Source organism: Pantoea sp. SGAir0418, assembly GCF_043529865.1.
Map to the genome: position 1 here is coordinate 66,041 of NZ_CP027912.1, position 19,525 is coordinate 85,565.

The 19,525-nt window shown below is 60.1% G+C and carries 20 protein-coding genes; 12 read left to right on the plus strand and 8 right to left on the minus strand.

What is annotated here, in order from left to right; all coding sequences use genetic code 11:
- Nucleotides 1-174: 174 nt before the first annotated feature.
- The 5 genes from paoA (at nt 175) to C1N84_RS19380 (ending at nt 4,601) form a co-directional block, all read left to right on the plus strand.
- Nucleotides 175-795 (plus strand): aldehyde dehydrogenase iron-sulfur subunit PaoA, encoded by a 621-nt coding sequence (gene paoA / locus C1N84_RS19360; RefSeq protein ID WP_104187284.1) that lies wholly within the window; start codon nt 175-177, stop codon nt 793-795.
- A complete protein-coding gene (locus C1N84_RS19365) occupies nt 792-1,748 on the plus strand; it encodes an FAD binding domain-containing protein (protein ID WP_264444637.1) in 957 nt (318 codons plus the stop codon). Before paoA ends, C1N84_RS19365 begins: the two co-directional genes overlap by 4 nt.
- Nucleotides 1,745-3,934, plus strand: a complete 2,190-nt coding sequence (paoC, locus tag C1N84_RS19370) for an aldehyde oxidoreductase molybdenum-binding subunit PaoC (protein WP_264444635.1) — start codon at nt 1,745-1,747, stop codon at nt 3,932-3,934. The genes C1N84_RS19365 and paoC overlap by 4 nt, the downstream gene beginning before the upstream one ends.
- Nucleotides 3,935-4,065: 131 nt before the next feature.
- Nucleotides 4,066-4,317 carry a type II toxin-antitoxin system Phd/YefM family antitoxin gene (locus tag C1N84_RS19375; RefSeq protein ID WP_058770150.1) on the plus strand — a complete coding sequence of 84 codons (252 nt, stop codon included), beginning with the start codon at nt 4,066-4,068 and terminating at the stop codon, nt 4,315-4,317.
- Nucleotides 4,314-4,601 (plus strand): type II toxin-antitoxin system RelE family toxin, encoded by a 288-nt coding sequence (locus tag C1N84_RS19380; protein WP_058770149.1) that lies wholly within the window; start codon nt 4,314-4,316, stop codon nt 4,599-4,601. Before C1N84_RS19375 ends, C1N84_RS19380 begins: the two co-directional genes overlap by 4 nt.
- A 50-nt stretch (nt 4,602-4,651) precedes the next feature.
- On the opposite strand, the gene C1N84_RS19385 is transcribed toward C1N84_RS19380, so the two are convergent.
- Genes C1N84_RS19385 through C1N84_RS19415 form a run of 7 tightly spaced genes read right to left on the minus strand, consistent with a single transcriptional unit; the run spans nt 4,652 to nt 11,141 of the window.
- Nucleotides 4,652-5,986, minus strand: a complete 1,335-nt coding sequence (locus C1N84_RS19385; RefSeq protein ID WP_058758757.1) for a M20 family metallopeptidase — start codon at nt 5,984-5,986, stop codon at nt 4,652-4,654.
- Nucleotides 5,987-5,989: 3 nt separating this feature from the next.
- Nucleotides 5,990-6,934: an ABC transporter permease gene (locus tag C1N84_RS19390; protein WP_021509450.1), complete on the minus strand. Its 945-nt coding sequence runs from the start codon at nt 6,932-6,934 to the stop codon at nt 5,990-5,992.
- Nucleotides 6,931-7,872: an ABC transporter permease gene (locus C1N84_RS19395; RefSeq protein ID WP_264444630.1), complete on the minus strand. Its 942-nt coding sequence runs from the start codon at nt 7,870-7,872 to the stop codon at nt 6,931-6,933. Before C1N84_RS19395 ends, C1N84_RS19390 begins: the two co-directional genes overlap by 4 nt.
- A gap of 11 nt (nt 7,873-7,883) precedes the next feature.
- The gene (locus C1N84_RS19400) at nt 7,884-8,855 is read right to left on the minus strand and encodes an autoinducer 2 ABC transporter substrate-binding protein (protein ID WP_058758760.1); all 972 of its coding nucleotides are present in this window, start codon (nt 8,853-8,855) and stop codon (nt 7,884-7,886) included.
- A gap of 24 nt (nt 8,856-8,879) precedes the next feature.
- Nucleotides 8,880-9,647, minus strand: coding sequence for an ATP-binding cassette domain-containing protein (locus tag C1N84_RS19405; RefSeq protein ID WP_058775029.1), 768 nt, complete (start codon nt 9,645-9,647; stop codon nt 8,880-8,882).
- Nucleotides 9,640-10,296 carry a TenA family protein gene (locus C1N84_RS19410; protein WP_282954366.1) on the minus strand — a complete coding sequence of 219 codons (657 nt, stop codon included), beginning with the start codon at nt 10,294-10,296 and terminating at the stop codon, nt 9,640-9,642. Before C1N84_RS19410 ends, C1N84_RS19405 begins: the two co-directional genes overlap by 8 nt.
- Nucleotides 10,296-11,141 (minus strand): BtpA/SgcQ family protein, encoded by an 846-nt coding sequence (locus C1N84_RS19415; RefSeq protein WP_058758763.1) that lies wholly within the window; start codon nt 11,139-11,141, stop codon nt 10,296-10,298. Before C1N84_RS19415 ends, C1N84_RS19410 begins: the two co-directional genes overlap by 1 nt.
- Nucleotides 11,142-11,168: 27 nt before the next feature.
- Between C1N84_RS19415 and C1N84_RS19420 the strand changes: the two genes are divergently transcribed.
- The gene (locus C1N84_RS19420) at nt 11,169-12,032 is read left to right on the plus strand and encodes a PfkB family carbohydrate kinase (RefSeq protein ID WP_264444621.1); all 864 of its coding nucleotides are present in this window, start codon (nt 11,169-11,171) and stop codon (nt 12,030-12,032) included.
- Nucleotides 12,033-12,067: 35 nt separating this feature from the next.
- On the opposite strand, the gene C1N84_RS19425 is transcribed toward C1N84_RS19420, so the two are convergent.
- Nucleotides 12,068-13,018, minus strand: a complete 951-nt coding sequence (locus tag C1N84_RS19425) for an ABC transporter substrate-binding protein (protein ID WP_058758765.1) — start codon at nt 13,016-13,018, stop codon at nt 12,068-12,070.
- 340 nt (nt 13,019-13,358) lie between these two features.
- Here C1N84_RS19425 and C1N84_RS19430 point away from each other — a divergent pair, with 340 nt between their 5' ends.
- From C1N84_RS19430 to C1N84_RS19455, 6 genes are all read left to right on the plus strand, one after another.
- Nucleotides 13,359-14,396 (plus strand): LacI family DNA-binding transcriptional regulator, encoded by a 1,038-nt coding sequence (locus C1N84_RS19430; RefSeq protein ID WP_031280100.1) that lies wholly within the window; start codon nt 13,359-13,361, stop codon nt 14,394-14,396.
- A 361-nt stretch (nt 14,397-14,757) separates the two neighbouring features.
- Nucleotides 14,758-15,504 (plus strand): ATP-binding cassette domain-containing protein, encoded by a 747-nt coding sequence (locus C1N84_RS19435; RefSeq protein ID WP_021509459.1) that lies wholly within the window; start codon nt 14,758-14,760, stop codon nt 15,502-15,504.
- Between the two features lie 18 nt (nt 15,505-15,522).
- On the plus strand, nt 15,523-16,524 hold the full coding sequence (locus C1N84_RS19440; RefSeq protein ID WP_164861075.1) for an ABC transporter permease: 1,002 nt from the start codon (nt 15,523-15,525) through the stop codon (nt 16,522-16,524).
- Between the two features lie 3 nt (nt 16,525-16,527).
- Nucleotides 16,528-17,607: a phosphotriesterase family protein gene (locus tag C1N84_RS19445; protein WP_132463775.1), complete on the plus strand. Its 1,080-nt coding sequence runs from the start codon at nt 16,528-16,530 to the stop codon at nt 17,605-17,607.
- A gap of 14 nt (nt 17,608-17,621) precedes the next feature.
- Entirely contained in the window at nt 17,622-18,377 is a 756-nt protein-coding gene (locus tag C1N84_RS19450) for a glutamine amidotransferase (protein ID WP_264444616.1), read from the plus strand.
- Complete coding sequence (locus C1N84_RS19455) at nt 18,377-19,492, plus strand: M20 family metallopeptidase (RefSeq protein ID WP_264444614.1); 1,116 nt, start codon at nt 18,377-18,379, stop codon at nt 19,490-19,492. The genes C1N84_RS19450 and C1N84_RS19455 overlap by 1 nt, the downstream gene beginning before the upstream one ends.
- Nucleotides 19,493-19,525: the final 33 nt, after the last annotated feature.

Consider the following 19,525-nt stretch of genomic DNA (forward strand, 5'->3'; position numbering starts at 1 on the left):
GGCATTTGTCACCGTGAACAGTCCGACAGGCTTCAGACTTGTCCGTTGCTGGGATCGGTTTCGCCCTGCCGCATGGTCGTCTGCGTATTGACGTCTATGCTTAAAGTTTTCCAAAACCTTATAAAAATCGGTGTCATTGAGATTTCATTTCGCCACTTGTCCGGAGGCAAAGGCATGAGCAACCCACGCGATGAAAAGACGCAGCGGTATTCACCGCAGCAGGAAGAGACAGAGCGAGCCCGGCTGACGGCCGGTGCCGGTTCCGCCGCGCCGGTCCCCGTCACGGTGCCAGTCACGCTGCAGGTGAACGGCGAACCTCAGCAGCTTAACGTGGATACCCGTACCACGCTGCTGGACGCGCTGCGCGAACATTTACACCTGACCGGTACCAAAAAAGGCTGCGATCACGGTCAGTGCGGTGCCTGTACCGTGCTGGTCAATGGCCGGCGCATCAACGCCTGCCTCACTCTCGCGGTGATGCAGCAGGATGCCGAAGTGACCACCATTGAAGGCGTCGGCACGCCCGATGATCTGCACCCGCTGCAGTCCGCGTTTATCCGCCACGACGGCTATCAGTGCGGCTACTGCACGCCGGGGCAAATCTGCTCCTCGCTGGCGGTGCTGCAGGAAATTGCGGCGGGCATTCCCAGCCATGTCACGGGCGATCTGACTGCCGCGCCAGCGCTGAGCGATGACGAAATTCGTGAGCGCATGAGCGGCAACATCTGCCGCTGCGGCGCCTATGCCAACATTCTTGCCGCCATTGAAGAGTACGCCGGAGGCCAGAAAGCATGAGAGCCTTTACCTTTGAACGGGCTGCGACGCCCGCACAGGCTGCCAGCAGCGCGATGCAGCATCCGGGCGCACGCTTTATCGCCGGCGGTACCAATTTGCTCGATTTGATGAAGCTGGAAATTGAAACCCCGTCGCATCTGATTGATGTTAACGGACTGGCGCTGGACAGCATTGAACCCACCGCCGGGGGCGGCTTACGTATTGGTGCGCTGGTGCGCAACACCGATCTGGCGGCAGACGCGCGCATCCGGCGCGACTATGCCGTGCTGACGCGCGCGCTGGTGGCAGGCGCTTCTGGCCAGCTGCGCAATCAGGCCACCACCGCTGGCAACCTGCTGCAGCGCACGCGCTGTCCCTATTTTTATGATGTTAATCAACCCTGTAACAAGCGTCAGCCGGGTACGGGCTGTGCCGCACGCGAAGGATTCAGCCGCCAGCACGCGGTGGTGGGTGTCAGCGAAGCCTGTATTGCCACCCATCCCAGCGATATGGCGGTGGCGATGCGAGTGCTGGATGCGGTGATTGAAACCGTCAGCCCTGATGGCAGCCAGCGCGCTATTCCCATCGCTGAATTCTACTGCGCACCGGGCGACACGCCGCACATCGAAACCGTGCTGCAGCCGGGTGAGCTGATCGTCGCGGTTACCCTGCCTGCACCGCTGGGTGGCACGCACATTTACCGTAAGGTGCGCGATCGCGCTTCTTACGCCTTTGCGCTGGTCTCAGTAGCAGCGGTTATCCTGCCTGAGGGTGGCGGCCGGGTGGCCGTCGGCGGCGTGGCCCATCAGCCGTGGCGCAGCGCGGCGGCGGATGCTGAACTTCCTCACGGGGCGCAGGCGGTCTGCGATGTGCTGTTTGCTGATGCACGTCCCACTGAAGCCAACCGATACAAATTGTTGCTGGCGCAGCGCACGCTCGCCTCAGCGATCGCGGAAGCGAGGAGCAACACATGAAATTTGACACACCTGCAACCGCCAATCCTATCGATCGGCAGCGCGTCGTCGGCCAGCCACTGGCACGCATCGACGGCCCGTTGAAAACCACCGGCTCGGCGCATTACGCCTATGAATGGCACGCTGAAGCACCGGATGCGGCCTACGGTTATGTGGTCGGCGCGCCAGTTGCCAAAGGCAATATTCTCTCGATTGACACCCACGCCGCAGCACAGGCACCGGGCGTGCTCGGCATCGTCACCGGAGCAACTGCAGGCAAGCTCAACAAGGCAGAGCGCAACACCGCGACGCTGCTGGCGAATAATCAAATCGAACACTATCACCAGGCTGTGGCGCTGGTGGTGGCGGAGACCTTCGAGCAGGCACGTGCGGCCGCGCAACTGGTTAAGGTTAACTGCCAGGCTGAAACGGGGGCTTACGATCTCGCAGCGGCCCAGCCAGAGGTGACAACGTCACCCGAAGGTGAACCGGATAAAACGCTGGGCGACGTCGATGCTGCCCTGCACAGCGCAGCCTTTACGCTGGACGCCACCTACACCACGCCCGATCAAAGCCATATGGCAATGGAACCGCACGCTTCCATGGCGCTGTGGCAGGACGATCACCTGACGGTCTGGACCTCGAATCAGATGATTAACTGGTGCCACACCGACCTGGCGCACACGCTCGACATGCCGATGGAAAAGGTGCGCGTGCTCTCTCCTTACGTCGGCGGTGGCTTTGGCAGCAAACTGTTTCTACGAAGCGATGCGCTGCTGGCGGCTCTGGGTGCGCGCGCCGTGGGACGCGCGGTGAAAGTGATGGTGCCGCGCCCGATGATCCCTAACAACACTACGCACCGGCCAGCAACGCGGCAGCGCATCCGATTAGCTACCGATGCGCATGGCCATCTCACCGCCATTGCCCATGAAAGCTGGTCCGGTAACCTGCCGGGCGGAACGCCGGAAACTGCGGTGCAGCAGACTGAATTACTCTACGCCGCTGCCAATCGGCTTACCGGGCTGCGCCTCGCCGAACTCGATCTGCCTGAGGGCAACGCGATGCGTGCGCCAGGTGAAGCACCCGGTCTGATGGCGCTGGAGATTGCCATGGATGAAATGGCCGCCATCGCCGGTATCGACCCGGTTGAGTTTCGCATCATCAATGATACACAGGTCGATCCGCTGCATCCGGAGCGCTTCTTTTCACGCCGCCAGCTGGTGCAATGCCTGCGCACCGGCGCCAGCAAATTTGGCTGGGCTGAGCGCTGTACCGAACCCGGGCAGCGGCGCGAGGGGCGCTGGCTGGTGGGCATGGGCGTGGCAGCCGGTTTCCGTAATAACCTGCTGGCGCCCTCTGCCGCGCGCGTGCAGCTGGATGCGCAAGGCACAATCACCGTCGAAACCGACATGACCGATATCGGCACCGGCAGCTATACCATCATCGCCCAGACGGCAGCCGAGATGATGGGCGTGCCGATTGAGCAGGTCAGCGTGCGGCTCGGCGATTCGGCGTTTCCTGTCTCGGCGGGTTCGGGTGGCCAGTGGGGAGCCAACACCTCCACGGCCGGAGTGTATGCGGCCTGCGTCCGGCTACGCGAAAAGATTGCCGCACAGTTGGGTCTGGATGCGGAAAGTGCAGAGTTTGCCGATGGGCACATTCACGCCAGCGGGCAGCGCCTGCCGCTCACTGCGGCGGGTCCGCTGATGGCGGAAGAGACCATGGAATTCGGCGATCTGGACAAAACCTTCCAGCAATCCACCTTTGCCGGCCATTTCGTCGAAGTGGCGGTCGATAGCGCCACCGGCGAAGTGCGCGTGCGGCGCATGCTGGCGGTGTGTGCTGCGGGGCGCATACTTAACCCTAAAACCGCGCGTAGCCAGGTGATCGGCGCGATGACCATGGGCCTCGGCGCCGCGCTGATGGAGGAGCTGGCGGTGGACACCCGGCTCGGCTACTTCGTCAATCACGACATGGCAGGCTATGAAGTGCCGGTACACGCCGATGTGCCCGAGCAGGAGGTGATTTTCCTCGATGATACCGATCCGGTCTCTTCGCCGATGAAAGCCAAAGGCGTCGGTGAACTGGGGCTGTGTGGCGTCGGTGCCGCGCTGGTTAATGCGGTCTACAATGCAACCGGCATTCGGGTGAGAGACTATCCGGTGACGCTGGATAAGTTACTTGCCGCGCTGCCCGATCAGCCGTAATGCAGGTCCCTTCCGCCAGTGCATGCTGGCTGGCGGATGGTGGAAAAGCGTAAGTGGCTAAGCTGTCAGGACTAGTTAACAGGTCACCAAACTGATAATATTGAGACCTGTTAACCAGTCTGGAGAGACGTATGCCAAACATCATTCTCAGCGATATGAGCGCCAGCGTCAGTGAATTAAAAAAGAATCCTATGGCGACCGTCAATGCGGGAGAAGGCTTGCCGGTGGCGATTCTCAATCGTAATCAGCCCGCCTTTTATTGTGTTCCCGCACAACTTTACGAGCAAATGCTGGAGGCGCTGGACGATCAAGAGCTGGTTAAAAAGGTAACTGAACGCCACCAGCAGCCGCTGATTGAAGTGGATTTGGACAGCTTTCTGTGACATGGACAGTGAAGTTCAGGGAAGAAGCCCTGAAGGAGTGGCATAAGCTGGATAAAGCCATTCAGCAGCAGTTTGCCAAAAAGCTCAAAAAATGTTGTGAAAATCCTCATATCCCCTCAGCCAAATTGCGTGGCATTAAAGACTGCTACAAAATTAAACTCAGGGCTTCCGGGTTTCGCCTGGTTTATCAGGTGATTGATGACCAGTTGATCATCGCCGTGGTCGCGGTGGGTAAACGCGAGCGCAGCGACGTTTATCATCTTGCCAGTGACAGAATGCGCTAACGCATGACGCCGGCCCTCTGCGGCCAGCGTCACTGCGGTGGTTAATGCTCTCAGCGCCCCGCTTCCTTAGCCAGCCCGCACCAGTGCACCAGCGTCAGCGCAATGGCTTTGGTACAGGCCACCAGATCGGCAATCGGCACATGTTCGTTAGGCTGATGCGACAGCGCCGGATCGCCGGGACCAAAGTTGACCGTCGGCGTCTGGCCCAGCGTGCTGGGCAGGCCAATGTCGCTGTGGGCACCAAAGCCGGCCAGCTGCGGGCTCAGTGCCGCGTCACTCACGCCCTGCTGAAAAGCGCTGACAAAAGGATGATCGGCCGGGATCTCGGCGCAGTCGGCGTCCAGTATCCACTCCACGCGCGCCGGATGCTTTGCCAGGTAAGGATCCAGCGCGCATACCTTCGCCACGTGCGCCTCAATCTCCTGTTTTACCTTACCGCCCAGCCCCATCTCATCCTTTTCTGCCGGCAGATATTGCACGTCGATGACGATCTCGGCGCGGCCGGCAATTGACGCCGGATGCTCGCCCACTTTCAGCTGCGTCACGATAATCTGGTTGGGCAGATCCATGAGTGGATGGTTTTTGTCGGGCTGCGTCTGCCAGCGGCGGTTCAGCACATCGAGCCCGTCCAGCATCTGGCGACACAACATCACGGCATCAACCGGACCGCTGCTGTCCCAGCTGTTCGGCGTTAATTCCGCATGACCGCCGATGCCATCCAGAATGATGCGCGCCCACAAAATGCCGTGGCAAATCGGCGCGATACGGTTGGCAGTGGGCTCCGTCATGATACCGGCATCGGCTTTGAAGCCGCGATCCACCATTGCCAGCGAGCCCATGCCGCCGATCTCTTCATCCACTACCGTGGTGAACACCACGTCGCCGGCCAGCTGCACGTTGAGATCCTGCAGCAGCTCCACCGCCATCAGCATGCAGGCCACGCCACCTTTCATATCGACCGCGCCGCGACCATACACCGCCTCGTTGCGGATCTCCGGCACAAAAGGATCGCTGTGCCAGTGCTCAGCCGGACCCGGTGGTACCACGTCAATATGGCCGGTAAGCATCAGCGACCTGCCGCCACCGGATCCGCTCAGGGTGCCGCCCAGATTGGGACGGCCTTCGAAGGTGCGGCCTTTATTGGCGCCCGGGCGGCCCTGATACTTCTGGTACAGCGCCGGGCCATCCGGATCCCACAGATCGGTGTCCATGCCCAGCGCCATCAGCCGCTGCTGCAGATAGCGCTGGCAGTCGCGCTCGCCTGGCCCGGCCTCGCGCGGATCGACCTTTACCACCGAGGGAAACGCCAGCAGGTCGCATAATGTCTGCGCGATACGCTGCGCGCTGGCATCGACGTGCGCGCTAATTTTTTCAGTCAGACTCATGTGTTATCTCCGATAGATAAAAAGTCGTTGTGCCATTAACACCATGATTAACAGCATGCCCACCACGCCCAGTTGCCACACGCTGTTCAGCCCCAGCTGCAACATGCAGGTTTTGAGGGTGACCAGCATCAGCGCGGCGGCGAGAACGCCGATGACACTGCCGCGCCCGCCAAAGATCGCCACGCCACCCAGCAGCGCGGCAGTCAGCGATTCCAGCTCAAGATTGACGCCGATTTCCGGGCGGGCGCTGCCGAGCCAGCACAGCGAAATAAAGCCGGCGCAGCCCGCCAGCGCGCCGCTCAGGCAGTAAACCAGCAGCCGCAGGCGATCGACCGGAATGCCCACCAGCCGCGTGGCGTGCTCGTTGAAGCCGCAGGCGTAGATCCATTTGCCCCACGCGCTATTGCTGAGGATCAGCCACGCCAGCAGAAACGCCGGGATGACACAGGTTAAGAAAGGCAACGGAACGGACAGCATGGCCGCCCGGCCCCACTGCGTCAGCAGCGGCGGCACGCCGGCCAGCGCCGCACCGCCGGTTAATGCCAGCGCCAAACCGGAGAACAGATAAAAACTGCCCAGCGTAACGATCAGCGGCCAGAGGCGTAAGCGCGCCACCAGCAGGCCGTTCAGCGCGCCAGCCAGGCTACCGCTCAGCAGGCAAATCAGCGGCAGCCAGCCGGGCGCAATGCCCTGATCGAGTGCCAGCATGCCGATGACCGCCGAGAGCGAAACGTTACCGCCAACCGACAAATCAATGCCGCCGCCGCCAGTCATCACCACCAGCGACTGCCCAAGCGCCACCAGCGACAGCAGCGTGGCAAACTGCAGGATGGAGGTCAGCGACCATGCCGCCAGCATCTGCGGCAGCACAATCGCGATGGCGCCCAGCAGCAACAGCCACAGCGCCAGCAGCAGCGTCAGGTCGGGGGCTTTGCGCCACAGTTTCATGCCAGCCTCCTTAGCGATAACAGCCGCCCACTGGCTGCTTCACTGCTCAGCACCAGCAACAGCACCGCCCCGGTGACCACGGTTTGCCACAGCGAGGGCACGCCAATCAGCAGCAGGCCATTTTGCAGAATGCGCAACAGCAGCACGCCGAGCAGCGTGCCGAGCAGACTGCAGGAGCCGCCGGTAATGCGCGTGCCGCCCAGCACCACCGCGGCAATCGCCTCCAGTGCCAGCGTGCCGCCGACGGTCATCTCCACGTTACGATAGGTGGCGATGTAGCAGGTGGCGGCCAGGCCGCACAGCACGCCGCTGAGGGCAAAGGTCGCAACACGCACCCGGGTCACCGGAATGCCCGCCAGCCGCGCTTTTTCTTCGGAGTTGCCGGCGGCCAGCAGCCATAACCCGTACGGCGTATGGCGCAGCGCCAGCCACACCAGCGCCCAGGCCGCGACAATCAGCCAGGCCATCAGCGGCAGTCCCAGCAGCGGCCGCATCAGCGCATGCGTCAGATCGCCTGGCAGACCGGAAAGCCACTGCCCGCCCAGCAGTACAAACAGCGCCGTGCGCCAGACGCCGAACAGCCCCAGCGTGCCAACAATCGCCGGAATGCGGCCAATCACCACTACCAGCGCGGTGATCAGCCCTGCCAGCAGGCCAATAAGCGGTCCGGCCAGCGCCGCCAGCAGCGGGGATTGCAGCATCAGCAGTTGTCCGACGCCCCACGCGGCCACGCCCATCACCACGCCCACCGACACATCGACGCCGCCCATGGCGATCACCAGCGTCATACCCAGCGCGATCAACAGCAGTTCGCTGCTGTTGCGCAGAATGGTTAGCAGGTTGTCAGCGGTAGCAAACCACGGCGAAAACAACGTAAAGCAGGCGCCAGCCAGCACGGCGATCGCCAGCAGGACGATTTCCCGCGAAGTCATATGCATCACAGGCCTCGTCAGAATTTGAACTGGTCGACGTTATCTTTGGTGAACACCGCCGGCTTGCCGAGCAGCAGCACACCGGTTTTGCTGTCAAAGGTCACCGGTTGGGCAAAGCCGGGAACGTGATTTTCGGCGGCAAACGCTTTCCCGTCGATCAGCTGTTTGCCCGCCCACACCGTCAGATAGCCAAGCTTTTCCGGGTCCCACAGCACGGTGTAGCCAAACGCCCCGCTTTTCAGGTAGGCGCGCGCGGTGTTCGGGCTGCAGAAACCGCTGCCAATCACCTTGCCGTTTTTGCCGGCGGTTTCGATGGCCTGCGCCACGCCCGGACAGGTTGTGGAGGCCATGGCAATCACCCCTTTCAGATCGGGGTTAGCGGACATCAAATCGGTGGTGATTTGCGCCGCGCGGCTGGCGGAGCCGCCGGCGTACTGGGGTTTGAGCAGCGTAATGTGCGGGTATTTGCTTTTCACCCGCTGCTGCATAAAGCCAATCCAGCTGTTGAGGTTGGACGCGGTAGCTTCGCCGGAGACGATGCCAATTTTGCCGCGCTCGCCGACGCGTTTGACCATCTCATCGATCACCGTATCGCCCAGTCCCTCATCGGTGGCCTGCGCCACATAGACCGGCCGCCCGCTGTCGGGTGCATCGCTGTCGCTGGTGAACAGATGCACATTACTCGCCTGCGCCTGCGCCATCACCGGCGCAATACTGGAGGCATCCAGCACGCTGATGCCAATCGCATTGACCTTCTGCGCAATCAGGTTCTGCACGATCTGCAGCTGATCCATCGGGTTGGTATCTACCGGACCGCTGTAGACAAACTCCACGCCGAGATCGTGCGCGGCGCGCTTGCCGCCCGCCTCCATCGCCTGAAAATAGGGAATACCGATGATTTGCGGCACGAAGGCCACCTTTTGTGCCGCGAAGGCGTAACCCGATACCAGCAACGACAGCGAACAAACAGCAGTAGCAATGCGATGCATGATGATTTCCCCTGGTGTGAGTGCTTAGGTGTTTTCGAAAATGCGCGCATCAGGATGCGCACCGGTAATGAGTGCAACGATTTCGTCTGGCGTGGTGTCCGCGTGACGGCGCTCGGCGATTTTGCGGCCGCGACGAAACACCACCATGCGATCGGCCACGGCAAACACATCGCTGATGTTGTGGCTGATCAGCACCACGGCGCAGCCGCGTTCCGCCAGGCGGCGCGTCAGCTGCAGGACTTTCTGCGTCTCCGCGACCGCCAGCGCGGCGGTGGGTTCATCCATGATCACCAGCTGCGCGTTGAGATTGAGTGCGCGGCAGATCGCCACCGCCTGGCGCTGGCCACCGGACAGACTGCCGACCGCCGCTTCGGCATCGGAAATGTGCGCATCGAGTTCGGTCAGCAGTTGATCCACCGTTTCGCGCATCGCGCGGCGGCGCAGAAAAGGAATGCCGAGCACGCGGCGCTTCAGCTCGCGGCCAAGAAACACGTTCTCGGCAATCGACAGATTCTCTGCCAGCGCCAGCTCCTGATAGATGGTGGCAATACCGTGCTCGGCGGCCTGGCGCGGCGAGGTGAATTTCACCGCCCTGCCGTCTACCCACAGCTCGCCGTCGCTGGCGCTGTACGCGCCGGATAACACTTTGGTAAAGGTCGATTTGCCCGCGCCGTTGTCACCCAGCAGCGCCAGCACTTCGCCGCGATGGATCGACAGATTGACCTGGCTGAGCGCCGTTAGCGCGCCGAAGCGTTTACCGATGTTGCGCGCTTCGATGAAACAACTAGTCATGGGCGCTCTCCGGGTAAGCCGCGCTGTGGAAATCGATCTCCCACTGCAGCACGCGGGCGTAAAGCTGCGACAGCTGCGCCTGTTGCGCCGCGCTGAGCGTCAGTGCGCACTGGTCCAGCTCGGTTTTCAGCCACTGCGCCTGCTGATGGAACTCGTCTTCGGCATGCATCTCTACCCAGCGGCGTACGTCAGCGTCCTGCTGCGATTGCGCGCTGACGCGCAGGCACCAGTGGTAATACATCCACTCGGCACCGAACATCAGGGTGATGATTTCCGCATAGCTGCCCTGCTGCGCGACTTTCAGCATGCCATCGCGGAATGCGCTGACGCCGGGCAGATCGTCCGGATAATCCGCTGGCCGAATGCCGCGCCGCGCCAGCACCGCCTCAAACCAGGCGATTTGCGTATCCACCAGCGCATTGAGCACGCCAATCAGCCAGCGCTGCTGACGAATGCCGGGCGCCTTGCTCACCGCCAGCGCAAAAATAGCGATGGCGGTGGCGACGAAGTTACCCTCAAACACCAGATAACGATTAAACACGCTGGCCGGCAGCCGATCGTGCTCAATGTCGACGACAAAGCGGTGCTGCTGCATCGCCTGCCACAGCGCCTGATGCTGCGTCAGCAGCCGATCGCTGAAGCTTTCCATCACGCCTCCTCCAGCGCAGCCTGCGCCACCGCCATGAAGTGCTTCACGCGCGCCAGTTCCACCGGGTTCCACCACACGCCATCGACTTTCAGCGTGCTGGCGACAATCACCCCCTGTGTGCGGCCAAGGATCTGGCAGACGTTGTCCGGCGTTACGCCTGAGCCCACCAGCAGCGGCAAGGCAGTTGCGGCGCGGATTTCGTCGATTTCACTCAGCGTGGCGCTGTCGCCGGTGCGCTGGCCGGTGGCGATCACCGCATCGGCTTCGAAGAAGTCGACGTCACGCGTTAGCTCCTGAATCGAGCGGTCGGCGACAATGGCGTGGCTGCCGTGTTTAACATGGCTATCGGCAAATACGCGGATATGATCGGCCCGCAGCTGATTGCGATAGCGCAGCGCTTTAGCGGCTGCCCCTTCGATAAAACCTTCATTGGCGATATAGGCATTGGCCCACTGGTTAACGCGCACAAAATCCGCCCCGCCGGCTAATGCCGTGGCAATCGCCGGGATTGCCGCATTGGCCAGCACGTTAATTCCCAGCGGTGCAGCAAAACGCTCGCGAATTTTATCGGTGATCACCGCCATAAATGCCGCCGTTTCCGGACCAATATCGTCGGGCTTGGCAAAGGGAATATCGCCATGATTCTCAACGATTAAACCGTGCACGCCGCCAGCCAGATAATTATCCGCATCGCGCAGGGCGCAATCGATAATTTCACTCACCGGTTTTCCGCGATATTTAGGCGAGCCGGGAAAAGCATCGCAGTGAATAACCCCAATCACCGCTTTACTGCGTGAAAAAATATCTTGTATCGCGTTACTTTTTTCTGCTGATATAGAAGCCATCTCTTTCACCTTATTAACGAGAAAACTATGCGTGTCTATGTTGCAGGCAATATTGTGGTGGATGAAACCTGGTCCATCGATCAACTCCCTGAAAAAGGCGCCTCAATTCATGGTAAAAAAATTGCGCAGGATATCGGTGGCAAAGGCGCCAATCAGGCAATCATACTTTCGCGTTGCGGCATCGACACGCGCTTAATTAGCGCCACTGGCGATGATATTAACGGCCAGTGGATCCGCGAACGCATCCGGCACGAGAAATTAACCCTACTGCCGTCTCAGTTTTTGTCTGCTCACAGTGACACCTCAATTATTTTTAATAGCAGCGATGGCGATAATGCCATTATTACTACCACCGCCGCGGCCGACGCGCTGGCAGCGGATATTATCCTGGCTCACTTAGCCGATGCCGCTGCCGGCGATATTCTGCTGCAGCAGGGCAATTTTTCTGCAGATAAAACCCGCCGGTTATTTAGCTGGGCAAAAGCGCACGGCTTAACCACGGTATTTAATCCTTCACCGGTCAATCCGGACTTCGCCGATCTCTGGCCACTGATTGACATCGCGGTGGTCAATCAACCGGAAGCCGATCTGCTGCAACCCGCCGGCGTTAACACGCTGGTGATTACCCAGGGTGCTGCCGGTGCGCTGCTGATACGCGGCAATCAGCGCGTGTTCTGCCCGGCGATTAACGTCGCGGCCGTCGATACCACCGGCGCCGGTGACACCTTCCTCGCCGTGCTGCTGGCATCTGCCCTGCTGCGCGGCGTCGCGCCCGACCTGCTGGCGCTGCAGCATGCCAGCGCGGCGGCGGCGATCACCGTCAGTCGCACTGGCACGCTGAACGCGTTTCCCTATGCTGATGAATTACAACGTATTCTGGCGCAGCGCTAAGCCTGGGCGCAGACGTTCGCGTCTGCGCCTGGCGGTTACTTAAACAGCGAACGGTAGCTGTCGACGTTGGCTTTGGTCACCACCGTGGCCGGAACCAGAATGGTTTTGCTCACGGTTTTGCCGGCCGTCAGGCTATTCAGCGCTTTCAGCGCTTCTTCACCCATTTTCTTTGGATCCTGCTGCAGCACGGCGGTAACGTAGCCACCGTCAATGCCGCTGATGGCTTTTGCCGTCAGATCCCAGCCGAATACTTTGATGTCCTTCTGCCGCCCCTGATTTTCCACTGCGGCAATGGCACCCAGCAGCGCCGGCTCGCCGGTGGCATAGATCGCGGTGAGATCCGGGTTGCCGGTAATCAGGTTTTCGGCGGCGGTCATGGCGTTGTCCTGAATATTCTGGCCATCGACCACATCGGCGACCGTTATCTGGCTGTTGCTTTTAATCGTCTCTTCAAAGCCTTTCTGGCGCTGGTTTTGGATGGCCGAATTGAGCGCGCCGACAATTCCCAGTCGCGCTTTGCCGCCCATCTCTTTCGCAACATAATCGACAAAGTATTTACCGAGGATTTTTCCACCTTCGAGGTTATCTACGCCCACCTGCGCTGCCTGCGGACCGGCAGGCAATACGGCATCAATCGCAATCACCGGAATATTCGCCGCTGCGGCTTCTTTTATCGCTGGCATAATACCGTTGACATCGATTGCATCCACCAGAATGCCTTTCACTCCCTGCTGAATATAGTTTTCAATCGCATCGTTTTGCGCCACGGGATTATCGTTGGCGTTATAAATCACCAGCTGTTTACCGCTGGCTTTGGCTGCTTCCTGCGCGCCCTGATTCATCAGATTGAAAAACAGCGCCTGCTGATTAATCTGGACTAACGCATAAGTGGGTGCGGCGTGAGCCTGAACGCATAATGAACCTGCGGCGAGTAAACCACTCGCAATGAACAGTGAACGCAGTTTTCCGCTGAAAGATGACATCATTGAGTTCCTCGTCGGGAATAATAATAACCAGCGCTTCTCAGCGATGTACCGCTGAGCGTTTATTTTGGCAGGTAAATATCAGTTCAATGATTCTGAGCACGGCGATAATGCCGTGTTTTGATGCCGCCGGCGTTATCTTTTTCGGCATCCCATCCACTGGGAGTGCGGGGTGAAAAAAACAATGTCGGGTTGGGAAGTTAATCCCGGTACTGCGGTAAACGCTTTATACAATTCGCCCGACGAATTTTTTTGTCAAGTGTTTATTTCTCCAGCAATGCAATCGGGAAAGCGCTGTATTAGTCGCGCTTAACTGTGTTACAGATAAGCCACCCCGGCAAACATGGCGAAATGGATGAGTACAAAACGCGTGTTGTTATCTGACGTGGCAAAGCTGGCTGGCCTGTCAAAAGCCACGGTGTCACGCTATCTGAATCACAGTATTGTGCTGCCGCAGGACACCGTTGACCGCATTGAAAGCGCGATCCGCACGCTGGACTATCGCGGTAATTCTCTTGCGCGGCGTTTAAGCAAAGGCGGCAGCGAAACCCTGGGCCTGGTGTTGCCGGATATCACTAACCCGTTTTTTGCCGAACTGGCGGATGCCGCCGAAGAAGCGGCGTCAGCGCACGGTTACAGTCTGGTGCTGTGCATCACGCGCAACAACCCGGACAAAGAGGCGCAGTTTATCCGCTGGCTGGATACACGCCAGGTGGATGGTCTCCTGTTCACCACCAACCGGCCGGACAACGGCCTGCTGCGCGACGAGATCCAGCGGCAGCGCCATGTGGTGCTGCTGGATGAAGACATTCCCGGCAGTAACGTGCCGAAGGTCTTTGCGGACAACGTGCAGGGTGGCCGCATGGCCACCGAGCAGCTGATCGCCGCCGGGCACACACAGATTGCGTTTATCGGCGGCCCGGAGCAGCTGATGAGCGTGCGCGAACGCTATCTTGGCTTTTGCACCGCGATGCAGCAGGCCGGTTTAACCGTACCGCCGCAATGGGTGATGTATGGCAACTACGAACGCGAATTTGGTCAGCAGGCGTTGCAGCACCTGTTCCGCTGCACGCCGCGCCCTACCGCCGTATTCGCCGCCAGTGACTATCTGGTGCTGGGACTGCTCGACGGTCTGCGCGCCATCGGCCTGCAGGCACCGGCGGCGCTGTCGCTGGTCGGCTTCGATGACGCCAACTACAGCGATCTGACCCAGCCGCGGATCTCCACCATCCGCCAGCCAGCGCGCCAGCTGGGCCACACGGCGGTAAGCATTATGCTGCGCCTGCTCAACAACGACAGCAGCATCCCGATGGAGACACGTTTACCGGTGGAATGGATTGGTCGCGATTCGGTGGGATTTGTTAGCGATGTCCCAAAATGAGGCAAAACTGCACAATCATGGCGCAAAAAATTGAGCGATTTTTTCCGTTAGCGGTATAGTGAGTAAACCGGTTTACTTGCTGATTACATAACATACGATGTATTACAACAAGTTAGCCGCGAGTGCAGTGCCTGTTATTCAGGCTGGCATGGATGCTGCAATGTCATACCTGGCGAGTAAATATCATTGTAGCGTTTACCCTGTTGCTGTGAATTAAGGGTTTATCTGGCAGGTAAACCGGTTTACTAGATTGTAAATCGTGTCAGATAGCCTCTTTTTCCCGACCGGCTAAACATTTCCCACAGGCGTTGATGGGAGTGATCCAATGCAGCAATTACAAGCTCTTCCGGCCCGGGTGGAGATGATTAACATCACCAAAACCTACGGCTCAATTCGTTCTCTGCGCGGCGTCAATCTGCAGCTGGCCCCCGGTGAAGTGCTCGGTCTGGTGGGCGACAACGGTGCCGGCAAATCGACGCTGACCAAAGTGCTGTCCGGCGCGGTGATCCCTACCAGCGGCGCGATCCGCATTGATGGCGAACAGCAGCACTTCAGCAATCCGGCGGATTCGCGCCGTTGCCATATCGAAATGGTTTATCAGGATCTGTCGCTGTGCGACACGGTCGACGTGGCCGGTAACCTGTTCATGGGCCGCGAACCGACCAGACGCATCCTCGGCGTGCCGTTTCTCGATCAGGCCACAATGCATGCGCAGGCGCGTGAGATGCTGAAAGGCCTCGGCATCTCAATTCCCGATACCCGTCTGCTGGTGCGTAACCTCTCCGGCGGGCAGCGCCAGGCGATTGCTATCGCCCGTGCCGCCGCGTTCGATCCTAAAGTGCTCATTATGGATGAACCCACTGCCGCGCTGGCGGTGGCGGAAGTCGAGGCGGTGCTGGAACTGATTCGCCGCGTGTCGGCGCGCGGCGTCAGCGTGATTCTCATCACCCATCGGCTGCAGGATCTGTTCCTGGTGTGCGATCGCATCATGGTGATGTACGAGGGCACTAACGTGGCCGATCGCCGCGTGGCGGACACCAGCCTGAGCGATATCGTCAACCTGATCGTGGGTGAGAAATTTACCGCGCAGTCCGCGGCAGCACACTGAGGTAACAGGATGAGCATCATGAATTTAGGCAGTTCACGCATGATCCAGCACTCTCTGCCGCGCCGCTTGTTGCATAACCATTCGGGTGTGGTGAGCATCGCGCTGTTTTTTGTCTTTTGCTGCGTAGTGTTTTCGCTGATCACCAGCAACTTTCTTACCAGTACCAACTGGCTGAATATCATCCGGCAAAGCGCGCCGCTGCTGATCGTCGCCACCGCGATGACGCTGGTGATTACTACCGGCGGCATCGATTTGTCGGTCGGCTCGACGCTGGCGCTGGTGGGCGCGCTGTCGGCCATTGCGCTCAATAACTGGGGCTTGCCGTGGCCGGTGGTGCTGATTGGCGGGCTGCTGCTCGGTGCGCTGGTGGGCGCCATCAACGGCTTCTTTATCGCCTGGGAAGGGATACCGGCATTTATCGTCACACTGGCCACGCTGGCAGTGGTGCGCGGCATCGCGCTGCTGGTGACGCAGGGCTATTCGATTCCGGTGCCGGCTGACAGCCTGTTCACCTTTATGGGTCGCGCCTGGGTGCTGGGGATTCCCATGCCGGCGCTGATCGGCATCGTGGTGCTGCTGGCCGGTCACATTGTGCTTAATCACCTGCGCTTTGGCCGCTACGTCACCGCCATCGGTGCCAACGCGGAAGGCGCACGCCGCAGCGGTATCAATACCAAAGCGGTGACCATGAAAGTGTACATTCTCAGCGGTATGGCGGCGGCGCTGGCTGGCATGATCATCACCGCGCGCCTCGGCAGCGGCTCTTCTAACCAGGGCGAAGGTTTTGAACTGCAGGTGATTGCGGCGGTGGTGCTGGGCAGTACCAGCCTGTTTGGCGGCTTTGGAACCGTGATCGGTACGCTGCTCGGCGCGCTGTCGATTGCCATTATCCAGAACGGCCTGATTTTGTCGCATATCTCGCCGTTTTATACCCAGATCGCCACTGGCACCATCATTCTGCTCGCCATCTGGCTCAACACCCGCATTCTCAACCCGAGCCGCGCGCCCGCCAAAGGATAGCCCATGAAAGGATCAATTTTTCGCCATGCGGATCCGTTGCCGCTCGGCGTCAGCAGCGGTCAGGTGATGACGGTGCTCGGTCCGCTGCCGGTGGCGGAGATGGGCGTCACGCTGATGCACGAGCACATTTTACTGGATGCCTCCGGTAAATGGGTGCCGCCCTGCTGCTGTAGCGACCGCCACATTGCTGAAATGCCGGTGCGCATCGAAAACCTCGGCGAGCTGTCACTCAACCCGCTGATGAGCCGCGACAACTGCCAGCTGTTTGACGTCGACACCGCAATTGACGAGCTAATGAAATACCGCGCGCTGGGCGGCGAAACGGTGATCGATCCGACCAATATCGGCATCGGCCGCGATGGCAAAGCGCTGCAGCGCATCGCCCGTCTCACCGGCCTGAATATTGTGATGGGCACCGGCCTGTATCTGGAGCCGTCGCATCCGGAGTGGGTAAAAACCATCAGCGTGGAACAGCTGACCGACAAGCTGATTTATGACCTCGGCGGACTGCCGGAGAAGCCGGAGGTCCTGGCCGGGCTGATCGGTGAAATCGGCATCTCCAGCCGCTTCACGCCGGATGAAGAGAAGTCGCTGCGTGCCGCCGGACGCGCCAGCGCCGCCACCGGCGTACCGATTCAGGTGCATCTGCCGGGCTGGGAGCGGCTAGGCCATAAGGTGCTGGATATTCTGGCGCAGGAAGGCGCCGATCTGCGCCACACCGTGCTGTGTCACATGAACCCCAGCTTTGCCGACAAAACCTACCAGCGCGAGCTGGCGGATCGCGGCGTGTTCCTCGAATACGACATGATCGGCATGAGCTACTACTACGCCGACGAATCGGCGCAGTCACCGTCCGATGAGGAGAACGCGCGCGCCATTTGCGCACTGATCGACGATGGTTATCTGCCGCAGATTTTGCTGTCCCAGGACGTGTTCCTGAAAACCATGCTGACGCGCTACGGCGGTCACGGCTATGGCTACATCCTCAAACATTTTGTGCCGCGCCTGAAACGTCATGGCGTCAGCGGCGAACAACTCGAAACCCTGATGATCACTAATCCGCAACGGGTGTTTGGCGGATAAACGGAGAAGTTGGCATGCAAAAGAACGTCTTGCTGGTCGGTGAATCCTGGACCAGTACCGCAACGCACGTAAAAGGCTTTGATCAGTTTGCTACCGCCACCTGGCACAGCGGTGCGGCGGATTTTCTCGCCTCGCTGCAGGAGAGCGCCTATGCCGTCACGCATATGCCGGCCCACGCCGCCGCCACCGATTTTCCGCAGACGCTGGAGGATTTGCAGCGCTGGAACGTGATTATACTGTCCGATATCGGTGCCAATACCCTGCTGCTGCATCCGGACACCTGGCTGAAAAGCCGGCGCACGCCCAATCGCCTGGCGCTGATTCACGACTATGTTGCCGCGGGTGGCGCATTAATGATGGTAGGCGGCTATTACAGTTTTCAGGGGATTAACGGCGGCGCACGCTATCGCAATACGCTGGTGGAGAAAGTGCTGCCGGTGCGCTGTCTGGCCTGGGATGACCGCATCGAAACGCCGGAGGGCAGTTACGTTGAGGTGACAACGTCACACAAAGTGGTTACCGATCTTCCCGGCGACTGGCCGTGGCTGCTCGGTTATAACGAAGTGGAGATGCATCCGGAAGGCACGCTGCTGGCCACTGTGGCGGGCACCGGTCATCCGCTGCTGGCGGTGCGCGAATATCAGCAAGGCCGCTCGCTGGTGTGGACCAGTGACATGTCAGCCCACTGGCTGCCGGAAGAGTTCAGCCGCTGGCCGGGCTATCGCCAGCTGTGGATTAACTGTCTCGACTGGCTGACGGAGCGTGACTGATGCCAGCGCGCTCACTGCCTCTGGCGCAGCAGCTGCTGAGCTTTGACACCATCAATCCACCGGGCAATGAGCTGGTCTGTCTGCAATTCCTCGCCGCGTGGCTACAGGAGCAGGGCTTCGTGGTCGAACTGACGGCGTTTGGCGAGCAGCGCGCCAACCTGATCGCCCGCCTGCCGGGCCAGATGCCGGGCAAACCGCTGGCCTTTACCGGCCATCTGGACACCGTGCCGCTGGGTAATCAGCCGTGGCAGTTTGATCCCTTTGGTCACGATATTGATGGCGACCGGCTGTACGGGCGCGGTGCCAGCGATATGAAAGCGTCGGTAGCGGCGTTTGTGCTGGCCTGCGTGCAGCACAAAGCGGCGATTTCCGCCGGGCGCGGCGTGGTACTGCTGCTGACCGGCGGTGAAGAGACCGGCTGCCACGGTGCGCAGGCGCTGATCGCGGCCGGGCAGTTGCCTGAAATTGGCGCGCTGATCGTGGGCGAGCCGACCGCCAACCAGCCGGTGATCGGCCACAAAGGCGCGCTGTGGCTGCGCTGCGAAACGCGTGGCAAAACGGCGCACGGAGCCATGCCGGAGCTGGGTATCAACGCCATCTACCTGGCGGCTGATGCGCTGGGTAAAATTCGTCACTTTTCACCGGGCGCGCCGCATCCGCTGATGAAACAGCCGACGCTGAATGTCGGTCGCATTGAGGGCGGCCTCAACATTAACTCGGTGCCGGACCGCGCCGCGTTTGATGTGGATATCCGCAGCGCGCCCAACCTGCAACACGCGGTGATTCGTCAGCAGCTGGCGACCTTTCTCGGTGACAGCGTGCACATCAGCACGCTGGTCGATCTGCCAGCGGTGCTGAGCCCGGAGCGGCACCAGTGGATTCAGTCGGTGTACCGTGCCTGCGAAGCCGTGACGCAGCAACCTGCGGAAGCGCGCATCGTGCCCTATTTTACCGATGCCTCGCTGCTGCTGCCGGCGCTCGGCGATCCGCCCTGCATTATTCTCGGTCCCGGTGAGCCGACGCAGGCGCATCAGACCGATGAATACTGTCTGGTGAGCCGTCTGAGCGAGGCAGAGCAGATTTACGGGCAGCTCATCGCTGACTGGATGCGCTAAGTGCCGCTGATGCGCTAAAAACGGATTTTTTCC

Coding starts and splice junctions, on each gene's coding strand:
- paoA (WP_104187284.1), top strand. CDS start 175: ATGAGCAACCCACGCGATGAAAAGACGCAGCGGTATTCACCGCAGCAG.
- C1N84_RS19455 (WP_264444614.1), top strand. CDS start 18,377: ATGCCAGCGCGCTCACTGCCTCTGGCGCAGCAGCTGCTGAGCTTTGAC.
- C1N84_RS19365 (WP_264444637.1), top strand. CDS start 792: ATGAGAGCCTTTACCTTTGAACGGGCTGCGACGCCCGCACAGGCTGCC.
- C1N84_RS19430 (WP_031280100.1), top strand. CDS start 13,359: ATGGCGAAATGGATGAGTACAAAACGCGTGTTGTTATCTGACGTGGCA.
- C1N84_RS19450 (WP_264444616.1), top strand. CDS start 17,622: ATGCAAAAGAACGTCTTGCTGGTCGGTGAATCCTGGACCAGTACCGCA.
- C1N84_RS19400 (WP_058758760.1), bottom strand. CDS start 8,855: ATGCATCGCATTGCTACTGCTGTTTGTTCGCTGTCGTTGCTGGTATCG.
- C1N84_RS19435 (WP_021509459.1), top strand. CDS start 14,758: ATGATTAACATCACCAAAACCTACGGCTCAATTCGTTCTCTGCGCGGC.
- C1N84_RS19425 (WP_058758765.1), bottom strand. CDS start 13,018: ATGATGTCATCTTTCAGCGGAAAACTGCGTTCACTGTTCATTGCGAGT.
- C1N84_RS19410 (WP_282954366.1), bottom strand. CDS start 10,296: ATGGAAAGCTTCAGCGATCGGCTGCTGACGCAGCATCAGGCGCTGTGG.
- C1N84_RS19445 (WP_132463775.1), top strand. CDS start 16,528: ATGAAAGGATCAATTTTTCGCCATGCGGATCCGTTGCCGCTCGGCGTC.
- paoC (WP_264444635.1), top strand. CDS start 1,745: ATGAAATTTGACACACCTGCAACCGCCAATCCTATCGATCGGCAGCGC.
- C1N84_RS19395 (WP_264444630.1), bottom strand. CDS start 7,872: ATGCATATGACTTCGCGGGAAATCGTCCTGCTGGCGATCGCCGTGCTG.
- C1N84_RS19385 (WP_058758757.1), bottom strand. CDS start 5,986: ATGAGTCTGACTGAAAAAATTAGCGCGCACGTCGATGCCAGCGCGCAG.
- C1N84_RS19375 (WP_058770150.1), top strand. CDS start 4,066: ATGCCAAACATCATTCTCAGCGATATGAGCGCCAGCGTCAGTGAATTA.
- C1N84_RS19390 (WP_021509450.1), bottom strand. CDS start 6,934: ATGAAACTGTGGCGCAAAGCCCCCGACCTGACGCTGCTGCTGGCGCTG.
- C1N84_RS19415 (WP_058758763.1), bottom strand. CDS start 11,141: ATGGCTTCTATATCAGCAGAAAAAAGTAACGCGATACAAGATATTTTT.
- C1N84_RS19420 (WP_264444621.1), top strand. CDS start 11,169: ATGCGTGTCTATGTTGCAGGCAATATTGTGGTGGATGAAACCTGGTCC.
- C1N84_RS19405 (WP_058775029.1), bottom strand. CDS start 9,647: ATGACTAGTTGTTTCATCGAAGCGCGCAACATCGGTAAACGCTTCGGC.
- C1N84_RS19440 (WP_164861075.1), top strand. CDS start 15,523: ATGAATTTAGGCAGTTCACGCATGATCCAGCACTCTCTGCCGCGCCGC.